Annotated in this window: 21 protein-coding genes; 14 read left to right on the top strand and 7 right to left on the bottom strand. The window is 57.5% G+C overall.

The features are described 5' to 3' along the window. The first annotated feature begins 2 nt into the window (after window positions 1-2). The 8 genes from dctP (at window position 3) to QMZ18_RS24895 (ending at window position 10,892) form a co-directional block, all read left to right on the top strand. Window positions 3-1,010 (top strand): TRAP transporter substrate-binding protein DctP, encoded by a 1,008-nt coding sequence (gene dctP, locus QMZ18_RS24860; RefSeq protein WP_282609072.1) that lies wholly within the window; start codon window positions 3-5, stop codon window positions 1,008-1,010. Between the two features lie 133 nt (window positions 1,011-1,143). Then, window positions 1,144-1,659 (top strand): TRAP transporter small permease, encoded by a 516-nt coding sequence (locus tag QMZ18_RS24865; protein ID WP_282609073.1) that lies wholly within the window; start codon window positions 1,144-1,146, stop codon window positions 1,657-1,659. 3 nt (window positions 1,660-1,662) lie between these two features. Then, window positions 1,663-2,970: a TRAP transporter large permease gene (locus QMZ18_RS24870; RefSeq protein ID WP_282609074.1), complete on the top strand. Its 1,308-nt coding sequence runs from the start codon at window positions 1,663-1,665 to the stop codon at window positions 2,968-2,970. A gap of 79 nt (window positions 2,971-3,049) precedes the next feature. Next, the gene (locus tag QMZ18_RS24875) at window positions 3,050-4,516 is read left to right on the top strand and encodes a malonyl-CoA decarboxylase (RefSeq protein ID WP_282609075.1); all 1,467 of its coding nucleotides are present in this window, start codon (window positions 3,050-3,052) and stop codon (window positions 4,514-4,516) included. A gap of 244 nt (window positions 4,517-4,760) precedes the next feature. After that, on the top strand, window positions 4,761-5,972 hold the full coding sequence (locus QMZ18_RS24880) for a type III PLP-dependent enzyme (RefSeq protein ID WP_282609076.1): 1,212 nt from the start codon (window positions 4,761-4,763) through the stop codon (window positions 5,970-5,972). Further along, window positions 5,969-6,856: an alpha/beta fold hydrolase gene (locus QMZ18_RS24885; protein ID WP_282609077.1), complete on the top strand. Its 888-nt coding sequence runs from the start codon at window positions 5,969-5,971 to the stop codon at window positions 6,854-6,856. Before QMZ18_RS24880 ends, QMZ18_RS24885 begins: the two co-directional genes overlap by 4 nt. Before the next feature lie 20 nt (window positions 6,857-6,876). Beyond that, window positions 6,877-7,923 carry a YheT family hydrolase gene (locus QMZ18_RS24890; RefSeq protein ID WP_282609078.1) on the top strand — a complete coding sequence of 349 codons (1,047 nt, stop codon included), beginning with the start codon at window positions 6,877-6,879 and terminating at the stop codon, window positions 7,921-7,923. A 797-nt stretch (window positions 7,924-8,720) separates the two neighbouring features. Continuing rightward, window positions 8,721-10,892, top strand: a complete 2,172-nt coding sequence (locus QMZ18_RS24895; protein ID WP_282609079.1) for a methyl-accepting chemotaxis protein — start codon at window positions 8,721-8,723, stop codon at window positions 10,890-10,892. Window positions 10,893-10,976: 84 nt separating this feature from the next. On the opposite strand, the gene QMZ18_RS24900 is transcribed toward QMZ18_RS24895, so the two are convergent. From QMZ18_RS24900 to QMZ18_RS24910, 3 genes are all read right to left on the bottom strand, one after another. Next, window positions 10,977-11,513: a hypothetical protein gene (locus QMZ18_RS24900; RefSeq protein WP_282609080.1), complete on the bottom strand. Its 537-nt coding sequence runs from the start codon at window positions 11,511-11,513 to the stop codon at window positions 10,977-10,979. 143 nt (window positions 11,514-11,656) lie between these two features. Continuing rightward, window positions 11,657-11,941, bottom strand: a complete 285-nt coding sequence (locus QMZ18_RS24905) for a type II toxin-antitoxin system RelE/ParE family toxin (RefSeq protein WP_282609081.1) — start codon at window positions 11,939-11,941, stop codon at window positions 11,657-11,659. Further along, window positions 11,941-12,237 (bottom strand): CopG family ribbon-helix-helix protein, encoded by a 297-nt coding sequence (locus tag QMZ18_RS24910; protein WP_282609082.1) that lies wholly within the window; start codon window positions 12,235-12,237, stop codon window positions 11,941-11,943. Before QMZ18_RS24910 ends, QMZ18_RS24905 begins: the two co-directional genes overlap by 1 nt. A gap of 270 nt (window positions 12,238-12,507) precedes the next feature. Here QMZ18_RS24910 and QMZ18_RS24915 point away from each other — a divergent pair, with 270 nt between their 5' ends. Beyond that, complete coding sequence (locus tag QMZ18_RS24915) at window positions 12,508-13,800, top strand: NAD(P)/FAD-dependent oxidoreductase (protein ID WP_282609083.1); 1,293 nt, start codon at window positions 12,508-12,510, stop codon at window positions 13,798-13,800. Window positions 13,801-13,857: 57 nt separating this feature from the next. Here QMZ18_RS24915 and QMZ18_RS24920 read toward each other — a convergent pair whose 3' ends face one another. Both QMZ18_RS24920 and QMZ18_RS24925 read right to left on the bottom strand, forming a co-directional pair. Continuing rightward, entirely contained in the window at window positions 13,858-14,679 is an 822-nt protein-coding gene (locus QMZ18_RS24920) for a TraB/GumN family protein (RefSeq protein WP_282609084.1), read from the bottom strand. Window positions 14,680-14,868: 189 nt separating this feature from the next. Then, the gene (locus QMZ18_RS24925; RefSeq protein WP_282609085.1) at window positions 14,869-15,744 is read right to left on the bottom strand and encodes a LysR substrate-binding domain-containing protein; all 876 of its coding nucleotides are present in this window, start codon (window positions 15,742-15,744) and stop codon (window positions 14,869-14,871) included. 27 nt (window positions 15,745-15,771) lie between these two features. On the opposite strand from QMZ18_RS24925, the gene QMZ18_RS24930 reads away from it, so the two are divergent. From QMZ18_RS24930 to QMZ18_RS24945, 4 genes are all read left to right on the top strand, one after another. Continuing rightward, on the top strand, window positions 15,772-16,131 hold the full coding sequence (locus tag QMZ18_RS24930) for a hypothetical protein (protein ID WP_282609086.1): 360 nt from the start codon (window positions 15,772-15,774) through the stop codon (window positions 16,129-16,131). 137 nt (window positions 16,132-16,268) lie between these two features. Then, on the top strand, window positions 16,269-16,682 hold the full coding sequence (locus tag QMZ18_RS24935; RefSeq protein ID WP_282609087.1) for a universal stress protein: 414 nt from the start codon (window positions 16,269-16,271) through the stop codon (window positions 16,680-16,682). A gap of 470 nt (window positions 16,683-17,152) precedes the next feature. Then, entirely contained in the window at window positions 17,153-17,497 is a 345-nt protein-coding gene (locus QMZ18_RS24940) for a DUF4112 domain-containing protein (RefSeq protein WP_282609088.1), read from the top strand. Between the two features lie 250 nt (window positions 17,498-17,747). Then, a complete protein-coding gene (locus QMZ18_RS24945; protein WP_282609089.1) occupies window positions 17,748-18,161 on the top strand; it encodes a universal stress protein in 414 nt (137 codons plus the stop codon). A gap of 192 nt (window positions 18,162-18,353) precedes the next feature. Here QMZ18_RS24945 and QMZ18_RS24950 read toward each other — a convergent pair whose 3' ends face one another. After that, window positions 18,354-19,247: a LysR family transcriptional regulator gene (locus QMZ18_RS24950; RefSeq protein ID WP_282609090.1), complete on the bottom strand. Its 894-nt coding sequence runs from the start codon at window positions 19,245-19,247 to the stop codon at window positions 18,354-18,356. 157 nt (window positions 19,248-19,404) lie between these two features. On the opposite strand from QMZ18_RS24950, the gene QMZ18_RS24955 reads away from it, so the two are divergent. Further along, window positions 19,405-20,055: a class I SAM-dependent methyltransferase gene (locus QMZ18_RS24955; RefSeq protein WP_282609091.1), complete on the top strand. Its 651-nt coding sequence runs from the start codon at window positions 19,405-19,407 to the stop codon at window positions 20,053-20,055. 22 nt (window positions 20,056-20,077) lie between these two features. On the opposite strand, the gene QMZ18_RS24960 is transcribed toward QMZ18_RS24955, so the two are convergent. After that, a complete protein-coding gene (locus QMZ18_RS24960; RefSeq protein ID WP_282609092.1) occupies window positions 20,078-21,886 on the bottom strand; it encodes a helix-turn-helix domain-containing protein in 1,809 nt (602 codons plus the stop codon). Window positions 21,887-22,425: the final 539 nt, after the last annotated feature.

Consider the following 22,425-nt stretch of genomic DNA (forward strand, 5'->3'; position numbering starts at 1 on the left):
ATATGAAAAAGCTAACGGGTTTCCTGACCGGATTCGTGAGCGCCGCGGCAATTGCGGCGGTTTCCACGTCTGTTTTTGCGGCGGATATAAAACTGAAAGCCTCGCACCAATGGCCGGGCGGCAAGGGCGACGTGCGTGACGAGATGGTTCAGATTATTAAGCGCGAGGTCGAAAAGGCCGGCGTCGGCGTTACGATGCAGGTTTATCCGGGTAAGTCGCTGTTTAAGCCAAAGCAACAATGGGACGCCATGGTCAAGGGACAGCTCGACGTCTCTGCTTTCCCGCTCGATTATGCCAGCGGGAAGCATCCTCAGTTCAGCTCGACTTTGATGCCTGGTCTGGTCAAAAACCATGATCACGCCAAGCGGCTGAATGACTCGGCTTTCATGGACGATATTAAAAAGATCATCGACGACGCTGGCGTCGTGGTGATTTCCGACGCCTGGCTGGCCGGCGGCTTTGCCTCCAAAAAGGAGTGCATTCTCGACCCGACTGACGCAAAGGGCCAGGTGCTCCGCGCAGCCGGTCCGGCGTTTGAACAAATGCTGGTAGCTGCAGGTGCGTCGATCAATGCCATGCCCAGTTCCGAAATCTATACAGGTCTGCAGACGGGCGTTCTGGATGGCGCCAACACAAGTTCCGGCAGCTTCGTCTCCTATCGCATCTACGAGCAGGTTACCTGCCTAACCGAACCCGGCGCCAATGCGCTTTGGTTCATGTACGAGCCGATCCTGATGTCGAAGAAGACCTGGGGCAAGCTGGACGACAAGCAAAAAGAAGCTTTCATGGCAGCCGGCAAGATTGCGGAAGACTACTTCTTCGATGCGGCGAAGGGGCTCGATCAAAAGTTGGTCGATGCTTACAAGAACGCCGGCGTGAAGGTGGTCGGCATGTCGTCAGAGCAGCATGCTAAGTGGGTCGCTATCGCCAAAGCTTCCTCCTACAAGAACTTCGCCGAGAAGGTTCCCGGCGGTAAGGAGCTGATCGAGAAGGCTTTGGCCGTCGAATAGATCTTTTTGGAGAGCGGGACCGGTGCGCGCGTAAAAGGCTGCCGGTCCGCTTTCCACCTCAAGCTTTGCTGTTGTGACCTCTCGCAGGAAACGCGGCTTGATGCATTTTCTGCGTCGATAAGAGTTTTATTCCATGAATCTGTTCATAGAATCCGTGCGCCGGCTGTCCGTGGTCTGCGGCGTTGCCTCTGTCTTGCTCCTGATCGCCTCGGTCATCGTGGTTTGCCATCTGGTCGTCGTACGCTATGCCCTGGGTGAATCCGCCATTTGGCAGCACGAGTTCGTCACCTTCAGCCTGATCGGCGCCACTTTTTTAGGCGGTCCCTACGTCTTGCTGACCCGCGGCCACGTCAACGTGGACCTCATGCCATTGTACCTGGGCCACAAGGGGAGAGTGGTTCTGGCCCTGCTGTCTTCGATGTTGTCTTTGGTATTCTGTGTCATCATCGCATGGAGGGGAGTGATTTGGTGGGAGGAGGCCTGGGTCGGCAACTGGCACGGCGAGACCGTCTGGGCGCCGCCGCTCTGGATTCCCTATATCGCCATGCCGTTGGGAATGGGGCTTTTGTCGCTGCAATACGTGGCTGACATGCTTTCGTTGATCACTGGGCGGGATATGCCCTTCGGCCTTTCTCCCGAGGAGGGTTAAGCGATGAGTCCCTTGGCCCTTGGCATTCTGGTCGCCGCCGTGACCATCGTCATCCTGATGTCCGGCACCCCCGTTGCCTTTTCCCTTGGCATCGTCGCCGTTGGTTTTCTGCTGGTGTTCGATGGTATGGGGGCCTTGGATGTCATTCCGCAGATTTTTTATGGTGGTATCGACAGCTTTGCGCTGTTGTCTATCCCTATGTTCATTGTTATGGGATCTGCAATTGCATCGTCACGCGCGGGCAGTGATCTCTACGAAGCGCTCGACCGCTGGCTCTACAAGGTGCCGGGCGGCTTGCTGGTCTCCAATATCAGTGCCTGTGCAATCTTCGCGGCACTTTCAGGTTCTTCGCCGGCCACCTGCGCAGCGATCGGCAAGATGGGCATCCCTGAGATGCGCAAGCGGGGGTATCCGAGCGGCCTTGCCACCGGTTCGATCGCTGCGGGTGGAACTCTCGGCATTTTGATTCCGCCGTCGGTCACCATGATCGTCTATGGCATCGCGACTGAAACCTCGATCGGCCGACTGTTTCTGGCTGGGTTGCTGCCGGGATTGCTGCTGACAGCGCTCTTCACGGCCTGGGGCCTCTATGCGGCCTGGCGCGGCGGCTATCGTTTTGCCGATGCCTCGGCGCACTTCACCCTGCGCCAGCGCTTCGAAATCCTGCCGAAGGTTCTGCCGTTTTTGATCATTATCGCCGGTATTCTCTGGGTGCTTTATGGGGGGGTCGCGACTCCCTCGGAGGCGGCTGGTGTAGGAGCGGTCTTCTGTATCATCGTGGTCGCGGTTATCTACCGCATGTGGAGACCTGTCGCTTTCTGGCAGATTTTTAAGGAGTCCATGCGGGAATCGGTCATGATCATGATGATCATCGCCGCCGCGGCCCTCTTTAGCTATATGATGTCGTCACTCTTCATCACCCAGTCTCTGGCAATCTGGATCGGCGAGCTGGAGGTCAACCGCTGGGTCTTGATGTTCTGCATCAACATCTTTCTGCTGATTGCCGGTTTCTTTCTGCCGCCGGTCGCTGTGATCCTGATGACGGCACCGACCCTGGTGCCGATTATCGAAGCCGCCGGTTTCGACCCCATCTGGTTCGCAGTGGTCCTGACCATCAACATGGAAATTGGTTTGATCACCCCGCCTGTCGGCTTGAATCTCTACGTGATCAATGGAATCGCGCCGGATGTTCGTTTGCCGACCATCCTGTGGGGGGCGCTGCCGTTCATGTTCTGTATGGTTTTAGGTATTATCATCCTCTGTCTTGTCCCAGAAATCGCACTGTGGCTACCACGCACAATGATGCAATAAATCCATGGTAGGATTGGTGGCGGCGGTTCCCAGCCAAATCTAGCGGGCAGGGGCCGGAAGTTCGAAAAGAGGTGGTTGAATGGCGGTACCCGAGTCAGAAACGCTGGTTGAACGTACGCTTTCCAATCTGGCGGGTGCGTGGCGCGATATTGCTAACTCTGCGGCCCGTTCAGTGGGACTGAAAGCGGCGCCCGTGGCAAACGGCGATGAGAAAACTGTCCGTAAGCTGATGGCCGAATGCTTGGAGGCGCGCGGTGGCGAGGTTTCCGCGCGGATGCGGGCCGCCGAATTGGGCAAAAGCTACCTTGAGCTGGACGCGGAAGGTAAGGCCAATTTCCTCTCCACGCTGGCGCGTGAATATGCCCTGGACCCAGATGTGGTGGCCAAAGCAATCGCCGACTATCAATTCGAGGCCGATCCTGACGCCAAGCTCAATGCCGAAGAACGTTTGCGCCGCGTGGTGATTCCGCCCCGTGTCCGTTTGCTGAAACAGTTCAACGGCTTGCCGGAAGGTGTGAAGTTTCTGGTCGATCTGCGGGCGGATCTGCTGCATTTGAGTAACGGCGATCCCTACCTGCGTGGACTTGATCATGATCTGCGCGACCTGCTGTCTTCCTGGTTCGATCCAGGTTTTCTCGATCTGGTGCGGATCACCTGGGATTCGCCTGCGGCACTGCTGGAAAAACTGATCGCCTATGAAGCGGTGCACGAAATCCGTTCCTGGGATGATCTGCGGAACCGATTGGATTCCGACCGGCGATGCTTTGCACTGTTTCATCCGCGCATGCCTGAGGAGCCGCTAACCTTTGTCGAAGTGGCGCTGGTCAAAGGTATAGCGCGGAATGTTCAGACTCTGCTGGATGAGACCGCACCGCAGGTTGATCCGAGTGCGGCCGATACGGCAATCTTTTACTCCATCTCCAACACTCAGCGCGGGCTGCGCGGCGTGACCTTTGGCGATCACCTGATCAAACAGGCAGTCCAGAGTCTGGCATCCGATCTTCCCGGTCTTAAGACCTTTTCGACGCTCTCGCCCGTACCTGGGTTCCGCCGTTGGCTGGACAATGACGAACCGGAAAAAATCGATGTTTTTCTGCAAGAAACAGAGCGCAGTGGCATCAGGACATTGGGCGGCAGCGACGACACGCTCGAGGCTTTGAATGCGATTTTGGCGGATGCCCACTGGTTCCAGGACCCGGTGATCGAAGAGACGGTCCGTGGGCCCCTGATGCGGCTCTGCACCGCCTATTTTCATACGCGCCAGGACAAGGGTTTTCCGATCGACCCCGTGGCACGCTTTCATCTGAAAAACGGTGCACGGCTGGAGCAGATGAACTGGTTGGCGGATACTTCCGCGAACGGCCTGAAGCAGTCGGGCGGCATTATGGTCAACTATCGTTACATCCTCGATGACATTGAAAAAAACCACGAGGGCTACATGAAGGACCGCCGCATCACGCTCGGCAGCGAGGTGAAGGCACTGGCCCGGGGGCTCAAGGATGTGGATCGCGCCAAGTTAAAGGCCCTGCGCATCATCCGTACCTAGACTCAGATGATGTCGAAATCTTCCGCGGCGCCCGCGTGATCCTCACTAAGTTTTCTTCGTTTTGACTAACATTCGCGACAGCTTTTGAAGTCACGCTGGACTTCGGGGATGGCCTATGTCTTTTTGCGCGCTCTGACCATATGGAATAGAGTCTGACCGCTCTTGATTTAAACGATTGAGACAGCGGAACGATTGAACACGGAACGGCATTTTCTGCCTCTCGACGGGATAGGAACGAAGGCCAGTGCGCAAGGATGTGAGACGCTATGCGGACGCCGCGGCGGTGGTCCGGGCGCTGGAGCCGAGCTACCCGATTTTCTGTCTGCGGCCCGACGTCATCCATGACGTCGCCCGGCGCTTTCTCGAGGGTTTCCCTGGTACGGTACTCTACGCGCTGAAGTGCAATCCCCATCCGTTGATTCTGCGCTGCCTTTACGAAGCGGGTGTGCGGCATTTCGATACCGCGTCGCTGCCCGAGATCGCCCAGATCGCCGAGACCTATGAGGACGCCACTTGCTACTTCATGCACCCGGTCAAGGGCCGCTCGGTAATTAAGACCGCGCGGCGGGTCTACGGCATCCGGCACTACGTGGTCGATCATCCGGACGAGTTGGAGAAGATCCTGCAGGAAACCGCGCTGGCCGACGGTGATCCCGGTGAACTGGTGATCGTCGTGCGGATCATCACGCCACCGGCGGAGGGAACGGCGCTGCATCTTTCCTCAAAATTTGGTGCCAACCCCATCGAGGCGGCGGCGATCCTTCAGCAGGCCCAGGCACGCGGTTGCGCCACCGGGATCGCGTTTCATGTGGGTTCGCAGTGCTGCTATCCGGAGGCCTTCACGACCGCGCTGAAGATCGTCGGCGAGGTGGTCGAGATGGCGGGTGTGAAGCTGAGCTGCCTGGATGTCGGCGGCGGCTTTCCGGTCAGCTACGCCAATGTCGAAGCGCCGCCGCTGGAAGACTTCTTTGAGACCATCCGCCAGGGCGTGGCGGCGCTGAACCTGGGACCCGACGTCGAGATCCTCTGCGAGCCGGGCCGGGCGCTGGTGGCCGAAGGCTGTTCTCTGCTGACCCAGGTGCACCTTAGGAAAGAGTCGCAGCTTTATATCAATGACGGTATCTATGGCAGCCTGTCAGAGCTGGGCATGATTGGTATAGAGCCTCCGGCGCGCCTGATCCGCTTCGACGGCGAAGTGTCGGAAACGCAGGAGAGTTTTACCATCAACGGACCGACCTGCGATTCCATCGACGTGCTGCCGTGCCAGTTTTCGCTGCCCGACGACGTGCGCGAAGGCGATTGGATCGAGATCGACCGCATGGGCGCCTATAGCTCCTCTGCGGCTTCGCACTTCAACGGTTTCTACGCCGAGACCTTCATTCAGGTTGGCGATGCGCCTCCGGAACTGGAAGTAACGTTCGAACCGCCTGAAACTGTAATCGAGGAGACTCTATGACGCCCGCCCTGCACAGATACTTCGGTCTTTCGGCCACGGGTTTTCACAAAGTCGTCTACCGCGAATGGCTGCCGGAGGGCCGGACCTACGACAACGGACGGACGGTGATCTGCGTGCACGGGTTGACCCGCAACGGCCGGGATTTCGATACCCTGGCGGCGGATCTGGCTGGCCAGGGCTACCGGGTGATCTGTCCCGATGTGGTCGGGCGCGGCGACAGCGACCGGCTGGCCGATCCCAAAGGTTATGCCTACCCGCAGTATCTTGGCGATATGGCGGCACTGATAGCGCGGCTGGATGTGGAGCAGGTCGACTGGGTCGGCACCTCCATGGGAGCGTTGATCGGCATGATGCTGGCCGCCCAACCACAGAGCCCGATCCGAAGTCTGGTGCTGAACGACGCCGGACCGCTGATCCCCAAGGCCTCGCTGGAACGCATCGCCACCTACGTCGGCGTCCAGCCGGTTTTTGCGGACTTTGCCGCCGCCGAAAGCTTCGCCCGGACCACTTACGCCGGTTTCGGCCCGTTGAGTGATGACAACTGGCGCAAGCTGACCGAGGTCACCGTGACGGAGACGGACAAGGATGACGGCAGCCTCGGCCTGAACTACGACCCAGGTATCGCCGAGGCCTTCAAGCAGGTGGAGCTGAATGACGTCATCCTCTGGCCCTTCTGGGATGCCATCACCTGTCCCACGCTGGTGCTGCGCGGCGAAAACTCCGACCTGCTGCTGGAGGAAACCGCGCAGGAGATGACCGAACGCGGCCCCAAGGCGGACCTGGCGGTCATCCCCGATTGTGCCCATGCTCCGGCGTTGATGGACGCGGCGCAGACGGGCATTGTTCGCGACTGGCTCGATAATCACGCGCCGGAAGACGAGTAACGACACGGAGGCGGGAGCGCTTGGATCTCCAGGTAAAGAAGCAGGTTTTCGATCTGCAGAGCTGGCAGCCGCCGGCACCTTTCCGTGAGCGCTTTCCCTGGATCGGCGGCGACCTGCAGACCCTGCGCAACTACATCCTCCGGCACAGCGCCGACCTCTCGCCCTGGCCGTCGAGACGGCTGGAGATCGAGATGGGCGACGGTAGCGGTGACCGCCTGATCGCCGAACTCCACGCGAACGCGTTGCATGAAGGAGGGGAGGGCGCAGACCAGCGCCCCCTGGCGCTCCTGATCCATGGCCTGACCGGCTGCGCCGACAGCGCCTACATCCGCAACACGGCGCGGGTGCTGCTTGAGGCGGGCTTCGCGGTGGTGCGCATGAATCTGCGCGGAGCGGGCCCTGGTGCCGCGGCGAGCCGCTTCCATTACCACGCCGGACGCAGCGAAGATCTGCGCGATTTTCTTGTTGGTTTGAGTAAGCAGGAACCGGCCTTATGCGCTCGGGGTTTGGTGCTCACCGGTTATTCCCTCGGTGCCAACATGATGCTGAAGTTCCTGGCTGAATACGGCGGCGACTTTCCGCTGCAGGCCGCGGTCTCGGTCTCCGCGCCGCTGGATTTGAAGGCGACGCAAGTCCGAATGATGGCCCCGCGCAATCGGCTCTATCAGAATTACCTGCTAAAACGCATGAAGGCGGAGACTTCAGTGGAAGTGTTGGAGCAGATAGGGATGACGCGGGAGGCTTTGCAGGCGCTTGAAAACATCTACCAGTACGACGATCGGATCGTTGCGCCTGCAAATGGGTTTGAGGGCGCGGAAGATTACTACCGCCGCTGTTCGTCGGGGCCGTTCTTGGAGGCGATTGGTGTTCCGACTCTGTTGATCCACGCCAAGAACGATCCCTGGATCCCCGGGAAGACCTATGCACCAGCTCTAGAAACGCAGAGCTCACGGGTTCGGACGCTGCTGCTGGAGAAGGGCGGGCATGTAGGGTTTCATGGCCGCGAAGATGGCGCGGCTTGGCATGATATCTGTGTAAGGATGATATTCTTGCAGGCTGTTCTCTGACGTCTGAGCCTCGCACTTGATACCCACCCAAAAACGGTTCTCGATGGGGCACAGCTCTGCTGGTCACCAGACTTAGTTCTTACGGTGTATCACTTCTGCAAAGTCTGAGGAGGGCAGCGCTTCCGACCGCTGTGTTTTTGGTTCCCCTCATAGTTTTCAGTGCCTGCCAATTCGATCTGATCAAACTGTCCTATGTCCAACAATACGGCTCTTCATGAAGACTAGGATGATGAATTGACGGCCAAGTACACCGAGGAAAACGGAGCAATATTCTGTATGTTTGTTCTTGGTCTGGATAATCAGAAAGGCGATTACCGTTACCGGATTGTGGAACTCGGTGACGTAAAAATGTTTGAGAGGGTAGGTGCTTTCACAGACTATCTGGCGTGCCCTGGCCGAAGAACCAGGGATGCACGCTTGGCAACTACCAGAGATGTATACAAACGATTTTTGTGGAAGTGACTGCACACGAATTTGTTGAATAAACTGCGCAGTGAGGCGCGATGCTGAAGCTCGAAGGTGGTGTTGAGACATACAGTGTTTGGCACACTGCGGACTTGTAGCGTATAGCCGCATACCGGCTGACAAGTCATTGAAAGCACTGCCTAGCGTGCTGAATACGCAAGAATTAATTGACAAGTATATATCGTTAGGAGTGCAAATTAACCAGGCAAGACCTGACTACACTGGGCTATTACCTAACAACTAGTGATGATCTCAAACAATTCGTAACCACTCTATCACATAGTTGTGATCGTTAACTTCATCTGTGTGTAACTGACCCTGGGGCAGTGGCTATGAATTGGTCGTCGATTAAAACGAAGCCGAAAGTTCTCTTTGGAATTTCGATACCTCTGATCTTAATGCTGGTTGTAGGTGCAATCGCGATCACCAGCATCGGCAAAATCACGACGACCGCAGGTTGGGTGAACCATACTTATAATGTTCTGGGCAAGGCCGACGAAATTGTTGCCTCCGCGGTTGATATGGAAACCGGCATGCGCGGTTTCCTGTTGGCGGGCCAGGATGAATTCCTCGACCCTTACAACAGTGGCGAGCAAGCGACCTACGAAGGCATCAGGTCGTTGCAGGAAACCGTGAGCGACAACCCCGGGCAGGTTGCCCGACTGGGCGAAGTCGAAGAAATTCTTCGCGAATGGCAGGCCGAAGTCACTGAGCCGGCCATCCAGTTGCGCCGAGATATCGGCGACGCTGAGACCATGAACGATATGGCCGCCCTCGTCGGTCAGGCAAAGGGCAAAGCGTTTTTTGACAAGTTTCGGAGCCAGATTGCCACCTTCATCGAGCGTGAGCGTGTGCTGTTGGACCAGCGCGAAAGCGACTTCGCTGAGTTGGTGAAAGCATCAAGTGTCGAGAGCGGGGTTGCCGAGCAGACTATCGGCTGGGTGACACACACCTATAGAGTCATCGCCCAAGCTAACGACATTATTGCGGCTGCCGTCGATATGGAAACCGGCATGCGTGGCTACCTTCTGGCAGGCAAGGAAGAATTCCTCGCGCCTTATGAAGGGGGGGCGGCCAGATTTTTCGATCTGACCGCATCGCTGAGCGAAACTGTCAGCGACAATCCGGCGCAGGTCGAGCTGTTGGCAGAAGTGAACGAAACCATCAAGGCCTGGCAGACCGAAGTGACAGAGCCGATGATCGCACTGCGCCGCAAGATCGGAAGCGCCATGACCATGGACGATATGGCCGATCTGATCGGTGAAGCTCGCGGTAAAGTCTATTTCGATAAGTTTCGCGCTCTCATGACGGATTTTTCAGCAGAAGAAGAAGGCCTGATGGAGATTCGCAAGCAGCAGAATATTGAGACCGAGAATATGACCAATGTCCTCATCATCTCAGGGATAGTCATTGCTCTGGTTCTAGGTGGGGGTTTTGGCTGGGTCACCGGTAACGGCATTGCGGGGCCGATTGGTCGGATGACTGCGGCTATGGGCCGCTTGGCGGAGGGCGATAAGTCAACGGAAATTCCGGGTACCGAACGCGGCGATGAAGTGGGCGAGATGGCGGCCGCCGTGCAGGTCTTCAAAGACAATATGATCAAGGCCGACAGCTTGGCTGCGGAGCAGGAAGCCGAGCGGGCCGCCCGTGAACAGCGCGCACAGCGCATCGAACAACTGACCTCCGATTTCGACCAGCAGGTCGGAGATGTGATCAACAACGTTGTTTCCGCCACCGAGCAGATGGGCGCGACGGCGCAGTCCATGACGGTGATGGCACAAAATGCCAGCGAGAGCTCCGGTTCGGTTGCCGCTGCTTCCCAACAGGCCAGCAGCAATGTTCAGACCGTGGCTGCGGCGTCGGAAGAGCTTTCTGCTTCCATCACCGAGATCTCGAGTCAGGTCGCCACCTCGTCAAGCACGGCGGGTGCGGCAGTCAATGCAGCCGAGCAAGCGACCCAGAAAGTCCAAAGCCTGGTCCAGGCATCGCAGAAAGTCGGCGAGGTGATCAATCTGATCAACGACATCGCCGAACAGACGAACCTGTTGGCTTTGAACGCAACGATCGAAGCAGCCCGTGCCGGTGAGGCCGGTAAGGGTTTTGCCGTCGTCGCTTCTGAGGTCAAAAACCTCGCTTCCCAAACCAGCAAGGCCACGGACGAAATCGCAGAGCAGGTCTCTGGAATTCAAGGCGCAACCGGCGAGGCGGTCGGGGCGATCGAAGAGATCACGAAATCCATCGGCCAGGTCAACGAGGTTGCCAGCGCTATAGCCGCTGCGGTGGAAGAGCAGGGTGCCGCCACGGGAGAGATCAGTCGGAATGCCCAAGAAGCTGCGAGCGGTACCGAACAAGTTGACAGCAACATCGCGGACGTGAGCAAGGCCAGTGTCGAAACAGGTAATGCTGCCGGCGAAGTCTTGGATGCTTCAAAGGGACTCTCACAGCAGACCGAACTGCTGCGCAACGAAGTGGACAAGTTCCTGACAGCGGTCAAAGCGGCATGACCTTTGCCCACCAAGCCTCTTAAAAAGACCGAGGTTGAGAAGGTCGCGTAGAGTATTCAAACAATAAATGTGCCCCAAAGTGACTTACGAGGTCGCACGCCATGCTTCCAGTTTTTCTCTGAAATTCTCTGGAGACATACCATCGGGGAGTGCCTCGTTTGGCAGGGGGTAGACGAACAGTCCTGAGCGCAGGCCCGTACCTGTTTTCAAATCAAGAATTTCTTCAACGGCCTGCCAATTGACATGACTGTTTATGAGAGGAGACTCAAAACGGCAACCCTCCGGCCCGAGTTGAACAGAAATTGGACCCTGCAGTTTTTGTCCCTGCTCTAGGGCTGAATACATCCTTTTATGCGTCATCCAAATAACACAAACCCGCACAATCATCATTACGAGAACGCCTGCAGAAAATGCGCCGATCAGTGATGTTGTTTCAACCTCTTGCAAGGCATCCAATCGCAATACCCAAATCATCAAGAACACAAGCGCAAGCCAAGCTGCAAACTTCCATATCCAGTGTCCCGGTCTTTCATTGCGCCCTAGTTTACCGATAGCCTTTGCCAAACTCCTACAGCGGGCCGGTTCGATACGGGTATAGGTGAAGACAATTGATTGGGTCATATTCTAGAGCCGTTGATCGACGCTGTTGGGTTAGCTGAATGCACTTCAACTAAAACTAACTGCATAGGATTTGATGCACAAACCTCAAGGTGCATTGGACGGGGGCATATCTGTGAGTAGATACTTAACGAAAAGGTGTTGACCTATCGATCCTCCAGGGCATGCCAGACCCGCACGACAAAAACTTGGTCCTCGAAATTCCGGTAACGAATAACGTAGCCTCGCGCGCCGAAGCGCACGGGCAGTTCGCGGAAATCCGTATCCAAATCCCAAGGTCGGCCCAGGTCGGGGAGAGCCGCGAGGCTTTCGGCCGCCGCGACCAGGGTCTTGATGGCACGAACAGCTGCTTGCGGGCTGTGGGGATCGATGAAGGCGTGAAGGCGCTTGAGGCCGTCCAGCGCCTCCGGGAGCCATCTGATCTCAGCCATCAGGCGGAGTCATTACCTGCTTCGTCACTCTCCGCACTGCTAGGCAAGGTATCGCCAAGTCCGTCCGCCCAAGCTTTTACACCGGCGTGATCGAGCGTTTCCCCGGTCAGTTCGAATTTCTCCCAGCGGGATTTGATCAGCTGGCGCTCTTCTTCTAGCGCTTCCTCGGCATCCAGAAAGCGTTCAATCGCCGCTTTCATCAGGTAATGGGGAGATCTGTCCCGAGTTTTGCCCAGGGCTTCAAGACGGTCTTGAGTTTTTTCACTTAGGCGAACGCCCATGGTTGATTTTGTCATTTCCAACTCGGTTCGTGGTGAATATAGAATGATTGTGCAACGTTGTTGCACAATGTGTCAAAAGGAAGTGTCTTTGCCTTCATGCCGATGGGGCAATGGGCTGTCAGTCAAGGCCGGTGGATGAGATTTTTTCAAACTCCACATTGACCTCAACTTAGTCTTAGCCGAAGCAAAGCTTATCGAATACGTATTTTCCGATCTTCTCTGCTTTCGCTAGTGTCATCCTACGACGCGCGATGAACCAAAACGCCCTAACCAAAGGATCCTGTTATGCCGGTGGAAGAAGTGGATACGCTCGTCGTTGGCGCGGGCCAGGCCGGCATTGCCCTGAGCGAGCATCTTGGCAGGAACGGGGTGCCGCATCTGGTTCTCGAGAAGAACCGGGTCGCGGAGGCCTGGCGGTCTGGGCGCTGGGACTCTCTGGTGGCCAATGGGCCGGCGTGGCACGACCGCTTTCCGAACCTGGAGTTCAATGGCGAAGACCCGGACGGCTTTCCGACAAAGGAGCGGGTGGCCGACTACCTCGTGGACTACGCGAAGATGGTCGGGGCGCCGATCCGGACCGGCGTCGAGGTGCTCAAAGCGGCACGGTTGCCGGGGCGGGGGCTGTTTCAGGTCGAGACTTCCGAAGGGCTGATCGAGGCTCGGAATGTCGTCGCGGCGACTGGGGCGTTTCAGCATCCGGTGATTCCGCCGATCCTTCCCGAAGATGTGGGCGTCACGCAGTTGCACTCGTTCCATTACCGCAATCCCGAACAGCTTCCCGCTGGCGCCGTCATGGTCGTCGGTGCGGGCTCGTCGGGTACGCAGATTGCGGACGAGCTCCGGCGGGCCGGGAGAACGGTCTATCTTTCGGTTGGTCCGCACGACCGCCCGCCGCGTACCTACCGCGGGCGCGATTTTGTCTGGTGGCTCGGGGTGCTGGGTCTGTGGGACCTGGAGGCGGTCGACCCGGGGACCGAACATGTCACCATCGCGGTCAGCGGCGCTTACGGCGGTAAGACGATCGATTTCCGGCGTCTGGCGGGGGAGGGTCTGACGCTTGTCGGGATGACCCAAAGTTTCAAGGATGGCGTCCTGACCTTTGCCGGCGACCTGCAGGACAATATTACGAAGGGCGACCAAAGCTATCTGTCGATGCTCGATGCCGCCGATGCCTATGTCGCGCGGACCGGGATCGACCTGCCGGAGGAACCGGCTGCGCGCAGGGTCTATCCGGACTCGGAATGCTTGATCAACCCGGTCAGGGAGTTGGATCTGGCGGCGGCGGGCGTCACCTCGGTGATCTGGGCGACCGGGTTTCGCCAGGATTTCGACTGGCTGAAGGTCGATGCCTTTGACGATAAGGGGGCGCCCCGGCACCAGCGCGGCGTTTCCTCGGAACCCGGCGTTTATTTCCTGGGTCTGCCGTGGCAATCGCGCCGGGGCTCGACTTTCATCTGGGGCGTGTGGCACGACGCGAAGCACATCGCCGACCAGATCGCCATCCAACGCAGTTATCAGGAATATCGAGGGCCGGGCGAACGCGCGCACATGGAGCGGGCTGAGGCCGAAAGCGCGTAGCTGCTTTTCTGGCGTGCGGGATCTAAAGCTATGCTGCTTGTTGATCAGGTAAGCTTCTCAATCGACCCTGGTCAGCCGGTAGTTTTTCGAGTGCAAAAGGTTCAAGACGCCTGTCTCTCCCAGCAGGTGTGACGCTCCCACGGCAATAAATGCGCCGCCGTTGTTCAGGTGTTCTTTCATGCGCTCGGTGAAGAGATTATTGCGGCGCGTCAGAAAGCTGGTTTCGTAAAACTCGCGGGTGGCCGTCTGAAGTGAAGCGATGGCCTTGTCCCAGGCTGCCTTCATGCCGGCGAGGTCCTGTGCGAGATAGAGTTGCAGCAGGTGCTCGAACTCCGTCTCTTTGGTCTCGGCGTTTTGCAATACCGATCCGAGCAGCTCGGCCTGCAGTGGATAGGGCAGGTTGTCGTACCTGGCCGCGATTTCATCTTCGGTCTCCAGGCCGAAAACGGGAACCCCCTGTTCCCGCAGCTGCCATTCAAGGGCAAGATCCAAAGGCTCATTGCCCTGTGACTGACGGGCAAGTTCGGAGGGCGGGTAGGAGAACATGGTGAAGAGGGTGACGGGTTTGAGGTTCGACATGTCGTTCGGATCCATCCCGTAAAGAGGGGCCAGTTCCGTCAACTTCTTCTTCTGGTTTTCATTCAAAAGATCGAAGAGGGATTCGTCTGACCCCAACCTCGTTTCAGGCATTTTTTGGTTGGTACTGAGGCCCTCGAAGACTGCCGACTTCATTCGGGAGAGCGCTTTCACAAGCCCTTGAGGAAGCGCATGTACCCGGGGATCGGCCGAGGTCAGGGTTCCCAGCAGATAGCTCGGCTCGACTGCATTACCTGCCGTATCGATTTTCCACAACAGGCCGTGAGAGAAGGCATTTTCCATGTTTTCGCTACCTCTTGCGCCGCATTAACACCGTATCGCCGGAGAGCGCTCTCCTGGACGTGCTCGCGGGGTGTGGTCTCGAGTGCAGATGCAGTTTCACTTACAACGGCTCGCGTTCGGTGCAAGGGATATCTTGGTGACTTCGTTCTTTTGCGGTTGGGTTGAAGTCTATCCTCGATCTCGCATCTTTCAGGTGATGTCCGGTAGCGCCGGGGCCTGGAAGGCCTCACGCACGGCCTGCGCCATGCCTGCCTTGGTGCTGCACTTGTTCTGCGTGCGTTGCCGCAGAACGATGTTGGAGCCCTGAAGCTGCGGAAAGCCTTCATCCAGTGTGAGTTCCCGGCAGTCGGCGGGGATCTGGCTGCGCGCGAGAATGCCCACGGCGATGCCGGACGACACTGCGGCCTGCAGGCCCAGCGCGCTGTCGCTGATGTAGGCGACCCGATAGTCTCGCCGTTGCTGCTCGAGCGCGCTCAGAGCCCACTCCCGCCACCAACAGCCCCGTTGCCAGACTGCGATCGGGAGCGGGCAGCATTCGTGTTGGAAATGTTTGTCTGAGGTGACCCAGACGACGGGGTCGTTGAGAAGAACCTCTCCGCCGATCCTTGCGACTTCTTCATGGACCACGGCCAGATCGAGTTCGCCCTGGTCGATCTCGGCACCAAGTTCCGATGACGGGGCGCAACGCACCGTGACCTCGACCTGCGGATGCATCATAGAAAAGCGGGCCAGGACGCGGGGAAGAACTGTTCCTCCGTACTCCTCCGGCACGCCGATCCTGACATGGCCGTCGAGAGGGTCTGCGTGCAAGGAAACGGCCGCCTGATCGATGAGGGACAGGATGCGCCGCGCGTCCTTGACGAGCTGTTCGCCCGGTGGGGTCAGAATGACGCCGCGGGATCCGCGTTCGAACAATCGCTCTCCGACGATTTCTTCAAGCTTCTTCATCTGAACGCTCACGGCAGACTGTGTACGGCTGACAATTTTCGAAGCGCGCGTGAAGTTCTTGGTGTCCGCAATGGCGACCAGGGTGCGTAGGAGGTCACTCTCCAAATTGGGGTTCATGATGAGGTCCTTACGGAGAGTCGTGTCATGAATTCAAAGAATGACACGCATTATAATTACTCGTTTCATGAATGTCGAGTGCAGGTCCATGTTATCTGGAGACAGAAAAAAGGAGTGTCGGCGATGGCACAGGCAACTTACGTCCTGCATAGCAAAGACTCAGTACAGCCAACGGGCAGATGGAGCGGAAGAATTCGTTCTTGGCTTCGTGCCAGACGTGAAAAGAAGGAGAAAAAACAAGTTACAAGAGACCTTCTCTCCTATGACGAACGCTACCTGGAGGATCTGGGACTGTCGCGCTGGGAGCTTGTTCGCGAATTCGGCCATGATCCCTATGCAATACCAGAACTCTATCGTTGGAGAGCGCGGGGGCTTCCGCATATATAAGCCTGCCGGACATAAACGGTAATTATGTTAAGCGGTTCCGATAGTGTGCGGGGGATTCCCAGGGATTTTCCGGACAGTTCGAGCAAATCAACGATGAGAAGAGAGCCGATTTCGGATCCTGCAAGTGGAGGACGTGCATGTTCACAAAAATCCTGGTTCCCATCGACTTTAGCCATCTCGAGGATTCGTCCGGTGCAATTGCGGTGGCAACTCGAATGGCCAAGTCTTACGGTGCGGAGATCATCTTTGTCGGTGTTTACGGCAATGTTCCCACGAACGCCGTGCCGCAGGCTCATGAATACCCGGCAAAGCTGAGAGCCTTCTCAGAGGGGCAGGCCTCCGTCAACGGAATCGCAACGACCTCCGTTCCGGTGTTTAGCCATGATCCACAGGCCGAGCTTGCGTCCGCACTTTTATCCGCGGCCGCCGGTGCGGGAGCCGATGTCATCGTCATGGCCGCGCATATCCCGGGCTGGGTCGAGCGTATTTTCCGTTCGAACGCGGGTTATATCGCAAAGCATGCGCCAATCTCAGTCTTCGTTGTCAGGTGACTGTTCGTCTGGTGTTGTTAACTGCCTGAAAGCATGCCGAGCGCGTTCAAAAAAGAGACCCGGCCTCATGTGCGATCAGAGGTCGGGCTCAGTTTGTGGCGCCTTTAGGATACAGGGGTTTGAGATAAGGCTATTTCTTAAGATCGGCGTATACGGTCCGTGTGAACAGCTCGGTATTTACAAACCCGTCGCCCCACTTCGCTCGAGGCTGGCAAGGGGATTGGCGGCGACGGCGTCACTCTCGGGCGTTCCTTATGCGTTTGAACAGATTTGGCGCGATCGAAACCTCTTTTCCGGCGCATAGAAATTCGCCGATGCTCCGGAGCAACGATCTTGAGCATTTGATTGGGCCTGGATGAACCGTGCGGCCGATGTCTCTGTGCGGGCGAAGGAAACGGTGCTAGCGTTGCCGCCAAATCGAAGCCCCATCCTATTATGACAACCCACCGGCATGAAAGACGCGCAAAGGTATGAAGAGAGTTTGGGCGAACCAGGACCTCTCCGATCTTGAGCGTCTGGCCGGCTTACTGGATGCGCAGTTCGGCATTCCGGGGACGCGGTTTCGCATCGGTCTCGATGGGCTTTTTGGGTTGATCCCCGGGATTGGTGACGGTGCAGGGGCGCTCCTTAGCCTCTATATCGTTTTCAAAGCGCGGTCTCTAGGCGCGCCGACCGGGCTGCTGTTGAGAATGCTCTTGAATGTCGCAATTGATTCTCTGGTGGGCGCAATTCCGGTCGCGGGAGACCTCTTCGATCTCGTCTACAAGGCGAACAAGCGAAACGTCAGGTTGCTCAAAAAACACTTGGAGGATTAGCCCGATAAGCGGTGCTGTTTTTTGATAATTGCGACGCTTGGACCTCGCCCGGCAAGTGCAACGCCCCCGTATCTGCCGGCTGCTACAAGTTCGATGTCTTTGGACATTAGATGGGTGATGTAAAGGGCAGTAGGCAGGCAATGGTGCATTCGATCCTGAATGGCTACCGTGCCTCTGCCGGCAGCGATTGACCGATATCAAGGCGCGGCTGCGCCAGCCTTTTATTCTGACTGTGGAACAGGAGGAATAAATGTTTAATAAAATTTTAGTTCCAGTCGATCTCGGCCATCTCGATAAATTGGCACGTGCATTGAGTGCAGCTGCCGAGATGGCCAAATCCCACAACGCCGGGATCGTCTATGCCGGCGTTTATGGCAACGTCCCCAGAGCTGACCTGCCGTCTCCTGAAGACTATGCTGATGCCTTGGAAGCCTTCGCGGAACGACAGGGTGCTAACCAGAGAATAACAACGGCGTCGCTACCCATTTTCAGCCACGATCCGGAGGCGGAACTGACTTCGGCGCTGCTTACGGCCGCTGGAGACATTGGGGCTGATGTGATCGTGATGGCATCGCACGTCCCGGGTTGGAAAGAGCATATCTTCCATTCGAATGCCGGATATGTCGCCAGCCACGCAACTGTCTCGGTCTTCGTCGTCAGGTGATCTCTCTTTTCGCGAATGTCAGTGATCATTTTTCTCCGAGACTTTTGCGCAGGTAGAAAGAGCCTGATTGTTCTCAAAGGAATTCAGATTGCTCGCGCCCAAATTCCTGAGCTAAGGCCAACTGTTCCGCTTGGCCTATTTGGGATCAGGACCTACGTTGTACGCGGTGTTATTGATCCCGCTGTTTCCAAATCACCACCTCTCCGACAGAACCTCATCGAGCAAATCGAATACCAGCCTGATCCGCCGGCTGCTGTGCAGTTCGCGGTGGGTGGTGAGCCAGATCGGGAAGAGGAAGGGCGGGAGGTCGGGAAGGACGCGTTCTATTCCGGGGGTGAGAGCGGCGATCTCCTCGGCCATGATGCCGATGCCCAGGCCCTGTTTCGTCAGCTCCCACGCGACGACACCGCTTTCAGAGCCAGCCTTGAAGTTGTGCCGCGAGAGCTTGAGGCCTTCCTCATTGAGGGCAGCGATCAGACGGTCGGGCTGGCCGAAGCCGATGAAGTTACACGCCGTCAGATCTTCCGGTGTCTCGGGGCGCCCGTGGGCATCAAGATATTCAGGGGCGGCGTAGAGAAAAGCACGGGCATCGCGCACCAGCTTGGCGATAAGGTCGGGCTGTTCCGGCCGGACGTGACGGATGGCGATGTCGGCCTCGCGGCGGCGCAGATCACTTAAGGCATTCGAGGCGACCACCTCGATCTCGATCTTCGGTGCCTCTGCGCGCAGACGCTTAAGCGCGCCTGGCAGGATATAGGCAGCCATGGCGTCGCTTGCGGAGATGCAAACCTGGCCTTCGATTGACTGGGACTGACCCGACGCAGCGAGTGAGATGCGGCCGGCGGCCTCTCCCATCGCCCGGACGTGATCCAGTAGTTCCAAGCCGGAGGGCGTGAGGGCGAGGGAACGGCCAATCCGCTCGAACAGGACGACGCCCAATTCCTGCTCGAGGGCGGTGACCTGCCGGCCGAGGGTCGGCTGGGTCTGCCCTAGGGCGCGGGCGGCAGCGGACAGTGATCCCTCCTCGGCGGTCGCTAGGAATGCGCGGGCTTGATTCCAATCGAAGGAGACGGCGTTCCAGTTCATGAGTTCGTCCAATTCTCGAGAGAGTCCTGTGCGTCCATGCAGTCAATTCATGCAAAAATGTATAAGAAATCTGCAAATTTAGGCAATATATCTTTGATAGTTGTATGGGTAAGGAAAGGACCTCAAACACGAAGGTCGAGGGTAACGGGACGTGAGCATGGTGACTGCAGAAAGTTTCTGGGATAAGACGGCGGAGCGTTATGCCAAAAGCCCCGTCAAGGATATGGCGGCCTACGAGCAGACCCTGGATCGGACCCGGGCCTGGCTTCTGCCGGGCGACCGGATGCTGGAAGTCGGCTGCGGCACCGGCACCACGGCGCTGCTCCTGGCGGAGAAGGTGCAGGAGATCACGGCCAGCGATATCTCCGCCTCGATGATCGAAATTGCCCGGGGGAAGGCGGTGGATCAGGGTGTTTCGAATGTCAACTTCCGGCAAGGCACTTTGGAGGGCAGCCCCCTGGATGGCGGATCCCTTGGGGAGGGGCCCTACGATGTAGTGACGGCCTATAACTTCCTGCATCTGCTGGAAGATCCCGCTGCGGCGGTGGCGCGGGTTCGGGGGTTGCTGAAACCGGAGGGACTCTTCATCTCCAAGACGGTTTGCCTGGCAGGATTCAGCTTCTGGAAGCGCCTGCTCGTGAAGCTTCTGATTCCGGTGATGCAACTTGTCGGGAAAGCGCCATATGTGAGGTTCATGTCCGTGAACGATGTTGAGCGCTGCATGACCGAAGCAGGCTTTGAGATCCTGGAAACCGGTGATTACCCGGCGTCGCCACCCTGCCGATTTGTTGTGGCGCGGAAGCGCTAGTGTGTTGTGTGTATGTTCGTGATCATCCGGCTCCTGCGCCTGCCTTGATCTCGTCGCTTGGCGTCTGCCCGAATTCCGCGCGGTAGAGTTTGGCGAAATGGCCGACGCTCGCGAAACCGGCGGCACGGGAGACCTCGGCGACGGTCTGGTACTGCCGTGCCAGGATCAGGTCGCGGGCGAAGTTCAGTCGGATAGAGCGTATGAAGGCTGCCGGGGCCAGACCGTGAGTCGCCTTCAGACGGCGGCCGAGGGTCTTGGGAGACAGGCTCAGAGCGTCGGCCAACTCGCGGGCACCGAAATCCTCCTCGCCAATATGATCCAACACGCATTCGGTGGCATTGTCGGAGAAGCGCTGCTCAGCCGGCGGGAGGAGGTTTTTCTCGGGACTGCTTACGAGGCTGGCTTCGAGGGCTTCGATTCGGGCCTTGGCCGTCTTGCTGGCTTCTGCAGCCGCGTGGGTGGCTTCAGCGTGATCCTGTTCGACGATGTTAACCGTCTGCAACAGGGTCTCAGCACGTTCCAGGGCGGTTTGTTTTTCCGCCTGCATGGCGGTCACCATGGCCGAGATTGCCAGAATCATGAAGGTGGTCTCCCCCATGATTGCCAGGTAGTAACCCCAGGTCAGAGGCCGCTGCAGGATCAAGTCGAAAGCAACGGCGGCCTGAGTGATCTGGATCGGGAAGGTGAAGAAGTAGACGGCGATACAGAGCCCAAGAGTGAGGGAAAGAAGCGAGCCGGACACAAACTTGGCCTGGGGCAGGCCTTCGCGGGTTTTCCGCAGCGATACGGTGAGGAGGACCAGGGGGGACGCGAAGTATGCGATATGCAGCGGCGCCGACAGACCCCAGGGATCGTACGCAGCCAGACCGGTGGTAATGACCGCGACGGCGGACAGTAAAAGAAAAAGCCGCCGTGTTCCGAGGGGTCCTTCATCGACCTTCAGCAGGACGCGGCAGTACTGGATGTTCGCGAAAACCCCGAGGCCTGCAATGAACTCTCCGACCCGCGACATAACCGTAACCGGTAGAGTCACACCGGTGAACTTGGCGAGCCAGCTGTCGTAGATAAACGAAAAGACGAAAAAGCACGCCATGTAGAGCGCGTAGTAGAGATAGAAGCGCGGTTCTACATGGCGGAACAGGAACAGACTGAGCAATGCAATGGCGCCGACATAGCCCAGGAAAATGGCGGTCATGACCAGACTGAGGACCGACCACTCGGAAAAGAGTTCAGCTGTCATGATGGCCGGCGTAATGGTCGGCGCGAAGGTGCCGGCGATGCGCAGGTAGTAAATCCGCTCCTCGCCTGGCTGGACCGTAAGCGGAAAGCCTGTTTTGACTGCGTTGTCCGCCCGTTCCGCAATGGGAAAAGTTCGGCCGTTGCGCGCGGCCATGACTAGGCCGTTCTGCTGTTGTTCAAACAACAGAGCCTCGTCGAAGATGTATTCCATGAAAGTGACGAACCACTGCCGCGCGCTATCCTCTTCGTTCAGGACGGTGAAACGGAACCAAAGCGCCTCACCGGGACGCGGCGCCTCGAAGAGCAGGGCGCAATGGCCCGCTTCGAAGGTCTGCGTGGTGATCTGAGTGGGATCGAGCGTGCCGGTGGGGTCGAGAAAGAAGTCAAGTGATAGCGGCCGGAGTTGGTCTTCCTGCCGCTCGGTTAGCCCGTTGGGCAGGGCTGGTGCGCCAGCGGAATCCAAGGCAGCGCACCGGTCCCAGGGACCGCCAGTCTTTGTGAGTTCGGCCTGAGCAGTACTCGACTGGGCAGCGAAGATCTGCGCCGTAATGATAAGCGCCAGCAAGAGAAACAGATGAGGTTTCGCGATCATTTTCCTCGCCGACTTTGTAACTGCCGCTGTTTTTATGGCCGTCCGGATGCTTAAGACTTCGATTCCAACCTGGGTGGTATGCAACGTACCGGACAAAATTGCCCGCAAACGGGACAAATGGCGGAATCCTTATTCATTTTCGACGCCAGATCTGCCTCTACTATCATTCAAAGCTTAATATTACAGCAAAGAGGGCTCGGGTTCCGGTTCTTTCTGCGGTTGTTGAATCACGTTCTGGCGATGCCCCGTCAGATAGAGGACTTATCGTCAATCGAATAGTGATGAAGGCTTTTGGGGAAACCGCATGAAAATCAATTTGCCCGCTATCTTAACGGCATCCTCGCTATGTCTTCGTTCATGGCGGTTGTGACGAAGAAAGCGGCTTTTTCTTTTCCCTTGAGAACGATACCCGGTTGGCGTCGAAAGCCTTGCTTGGCCAGGTAATTCTGGGCGTGCCGAAAAGGCCGTTCAAAAATGACGTGGCGCCACGCGAAAACAGCCTTGAGCGAGGTCGGTTTTCGCGGTTCCGGTCTAAGACA

It is taken from the genome of Pelagibius sp. Alg239-R121 (assembly GCF_947331435.1).
GTDB lineage: Bacteria > Pseudomonadota > Alphaproteobacteria > Kiloniellales > Kiloniellaceae > Denitrobaculum.

Coding starts and splice junctions, on each gene's coding strand:
- QMZ18_RS24895 (WP_282609079.1), top strand. CDS start 8,721: ATGAATTGGTCGTCGATTAAAACGAAGCCGAAAGTTCTCTTTGGAATT.
- QMZ18_RS24940 (WP_282609088.1), top strand. CDS start 17,153: ATGAAGAGAGTTTGGGCGAACCAGGACCTCTCCGATCTTGAGCGTCTG.
- QMZ18_RS24945 (WP_282609089.1), top strand. CDS start 17,748: ATGTTTAATAAAATTTTAGTTCCAGTCGATCTCGGCCATCTCGATAAA.
- QMZ18_RS24910 (WP_282609082.1), bottom strand. CDS start 12,237: ATGACAAAATCAACCATGGGCGTTCGCCTAAGTGAAAAAACTCAAGAC.
- QMZ18_RS24865 (WP_282609073.1), top strand. CDS start 1,144: ATGAATCTGTTCATAGAATCCGTGCGCCGGCTGTCCGTGGTCTGCGGC.
- QMZ18_RS24915 (WP_282609083.1), top strand. CDS start 12,508: ATGCCGGTGGAAGAAGTGGATACGCTCGTCGTTGGCGCGGGCCAGGCC.
- QMZ18_RS24935 (WP_282609087.1), top strand. CDS start 16,269: ATGTTCACAAAAATCCTGGTTCCCATCGACTTTAGCCATCTCGAGGAT.
- dctP (WP_282609072.1), top strand. CDS start 3: ATGAAAAAGCTAACGGGTTTCCTGACCGGATTCGTGAGCGCCGCGGCA.
- QMZ18_RS24920 (WP_282609084.1), bottom strand. CDS start 14,679: ATGGAAAATGCCTTCTCTCACGGCCTGTTGTGGAAAATCGATACGGCA.
- QMZ18_RS24905 (WP_282609081.1), bottom strand. CDS start 11,941: ATGGCTGAGATCAGATGGCTCCCGGAGGCGCTGGACGGCCTCAAGCGC.
- QMZ18_RS24885 (WP_282609077.1), top strand. CDS start 5,969: ATGACGCCCGCCCTGCACAGATACTTCGGTCTTTCGGCCACGGGTTTT.
- QMZ18_RS24875 (WP_282609075.1), top strand. CDS start 3,050: ATGGCGGTACCCGAGTCAGAAACGCTGGTTGAACGTACGCTTTCCAAT.
- QMZ18_RS24955 (WP_282609091.1), top strand. CDS start 19,405: ATGGTGACTGCAGAAAGTTTCTGGGATAAGACGGCGGAGCGTTATGCC.
- QMZ18_RS24950 (WP_282609090.1), bottom strand. CDS start 19,247: ATGAACTGGAACGCCGTCTCCTTCGATTGGAATCAAGCCCGCGCATTC.
- QMZ18_RS24925 (WP_282609085.1), bottom strand. CDS start 15,744: ATGAACCCCAATTTGGAGAGTGACCTCCTACGCACCCTGGTCGCCATT.
- QMZ18_RS24960 (WP_282609092.1), bottom strand. CDS start 21,886: ATGATCGCGAAACCTCATCTGTTTCTCTTGCTGGCGCTTATCATTACG.
- QMZ18_RS24930 (WP_282609086.1), top strand. CDS start 15,772: ATGAATTCAAAGAATGACACGCATTATAATTACTCGTTTCATGAATGT.
- QMZ18_RS24900 (WP_282609080.1), bottom strand. CDS start 11,513: ATGACCCAATCAATTGTCTTCACCTATACCCGTATCGAACCGGCCCGC.
- QMZ18_RS24870 (WP_282609074.1), top strand. CDS start 1,663: ATGAGTCCCTTGGCCCTTGGCATTCTGGTCGCCGCCGTGACCATCGTC.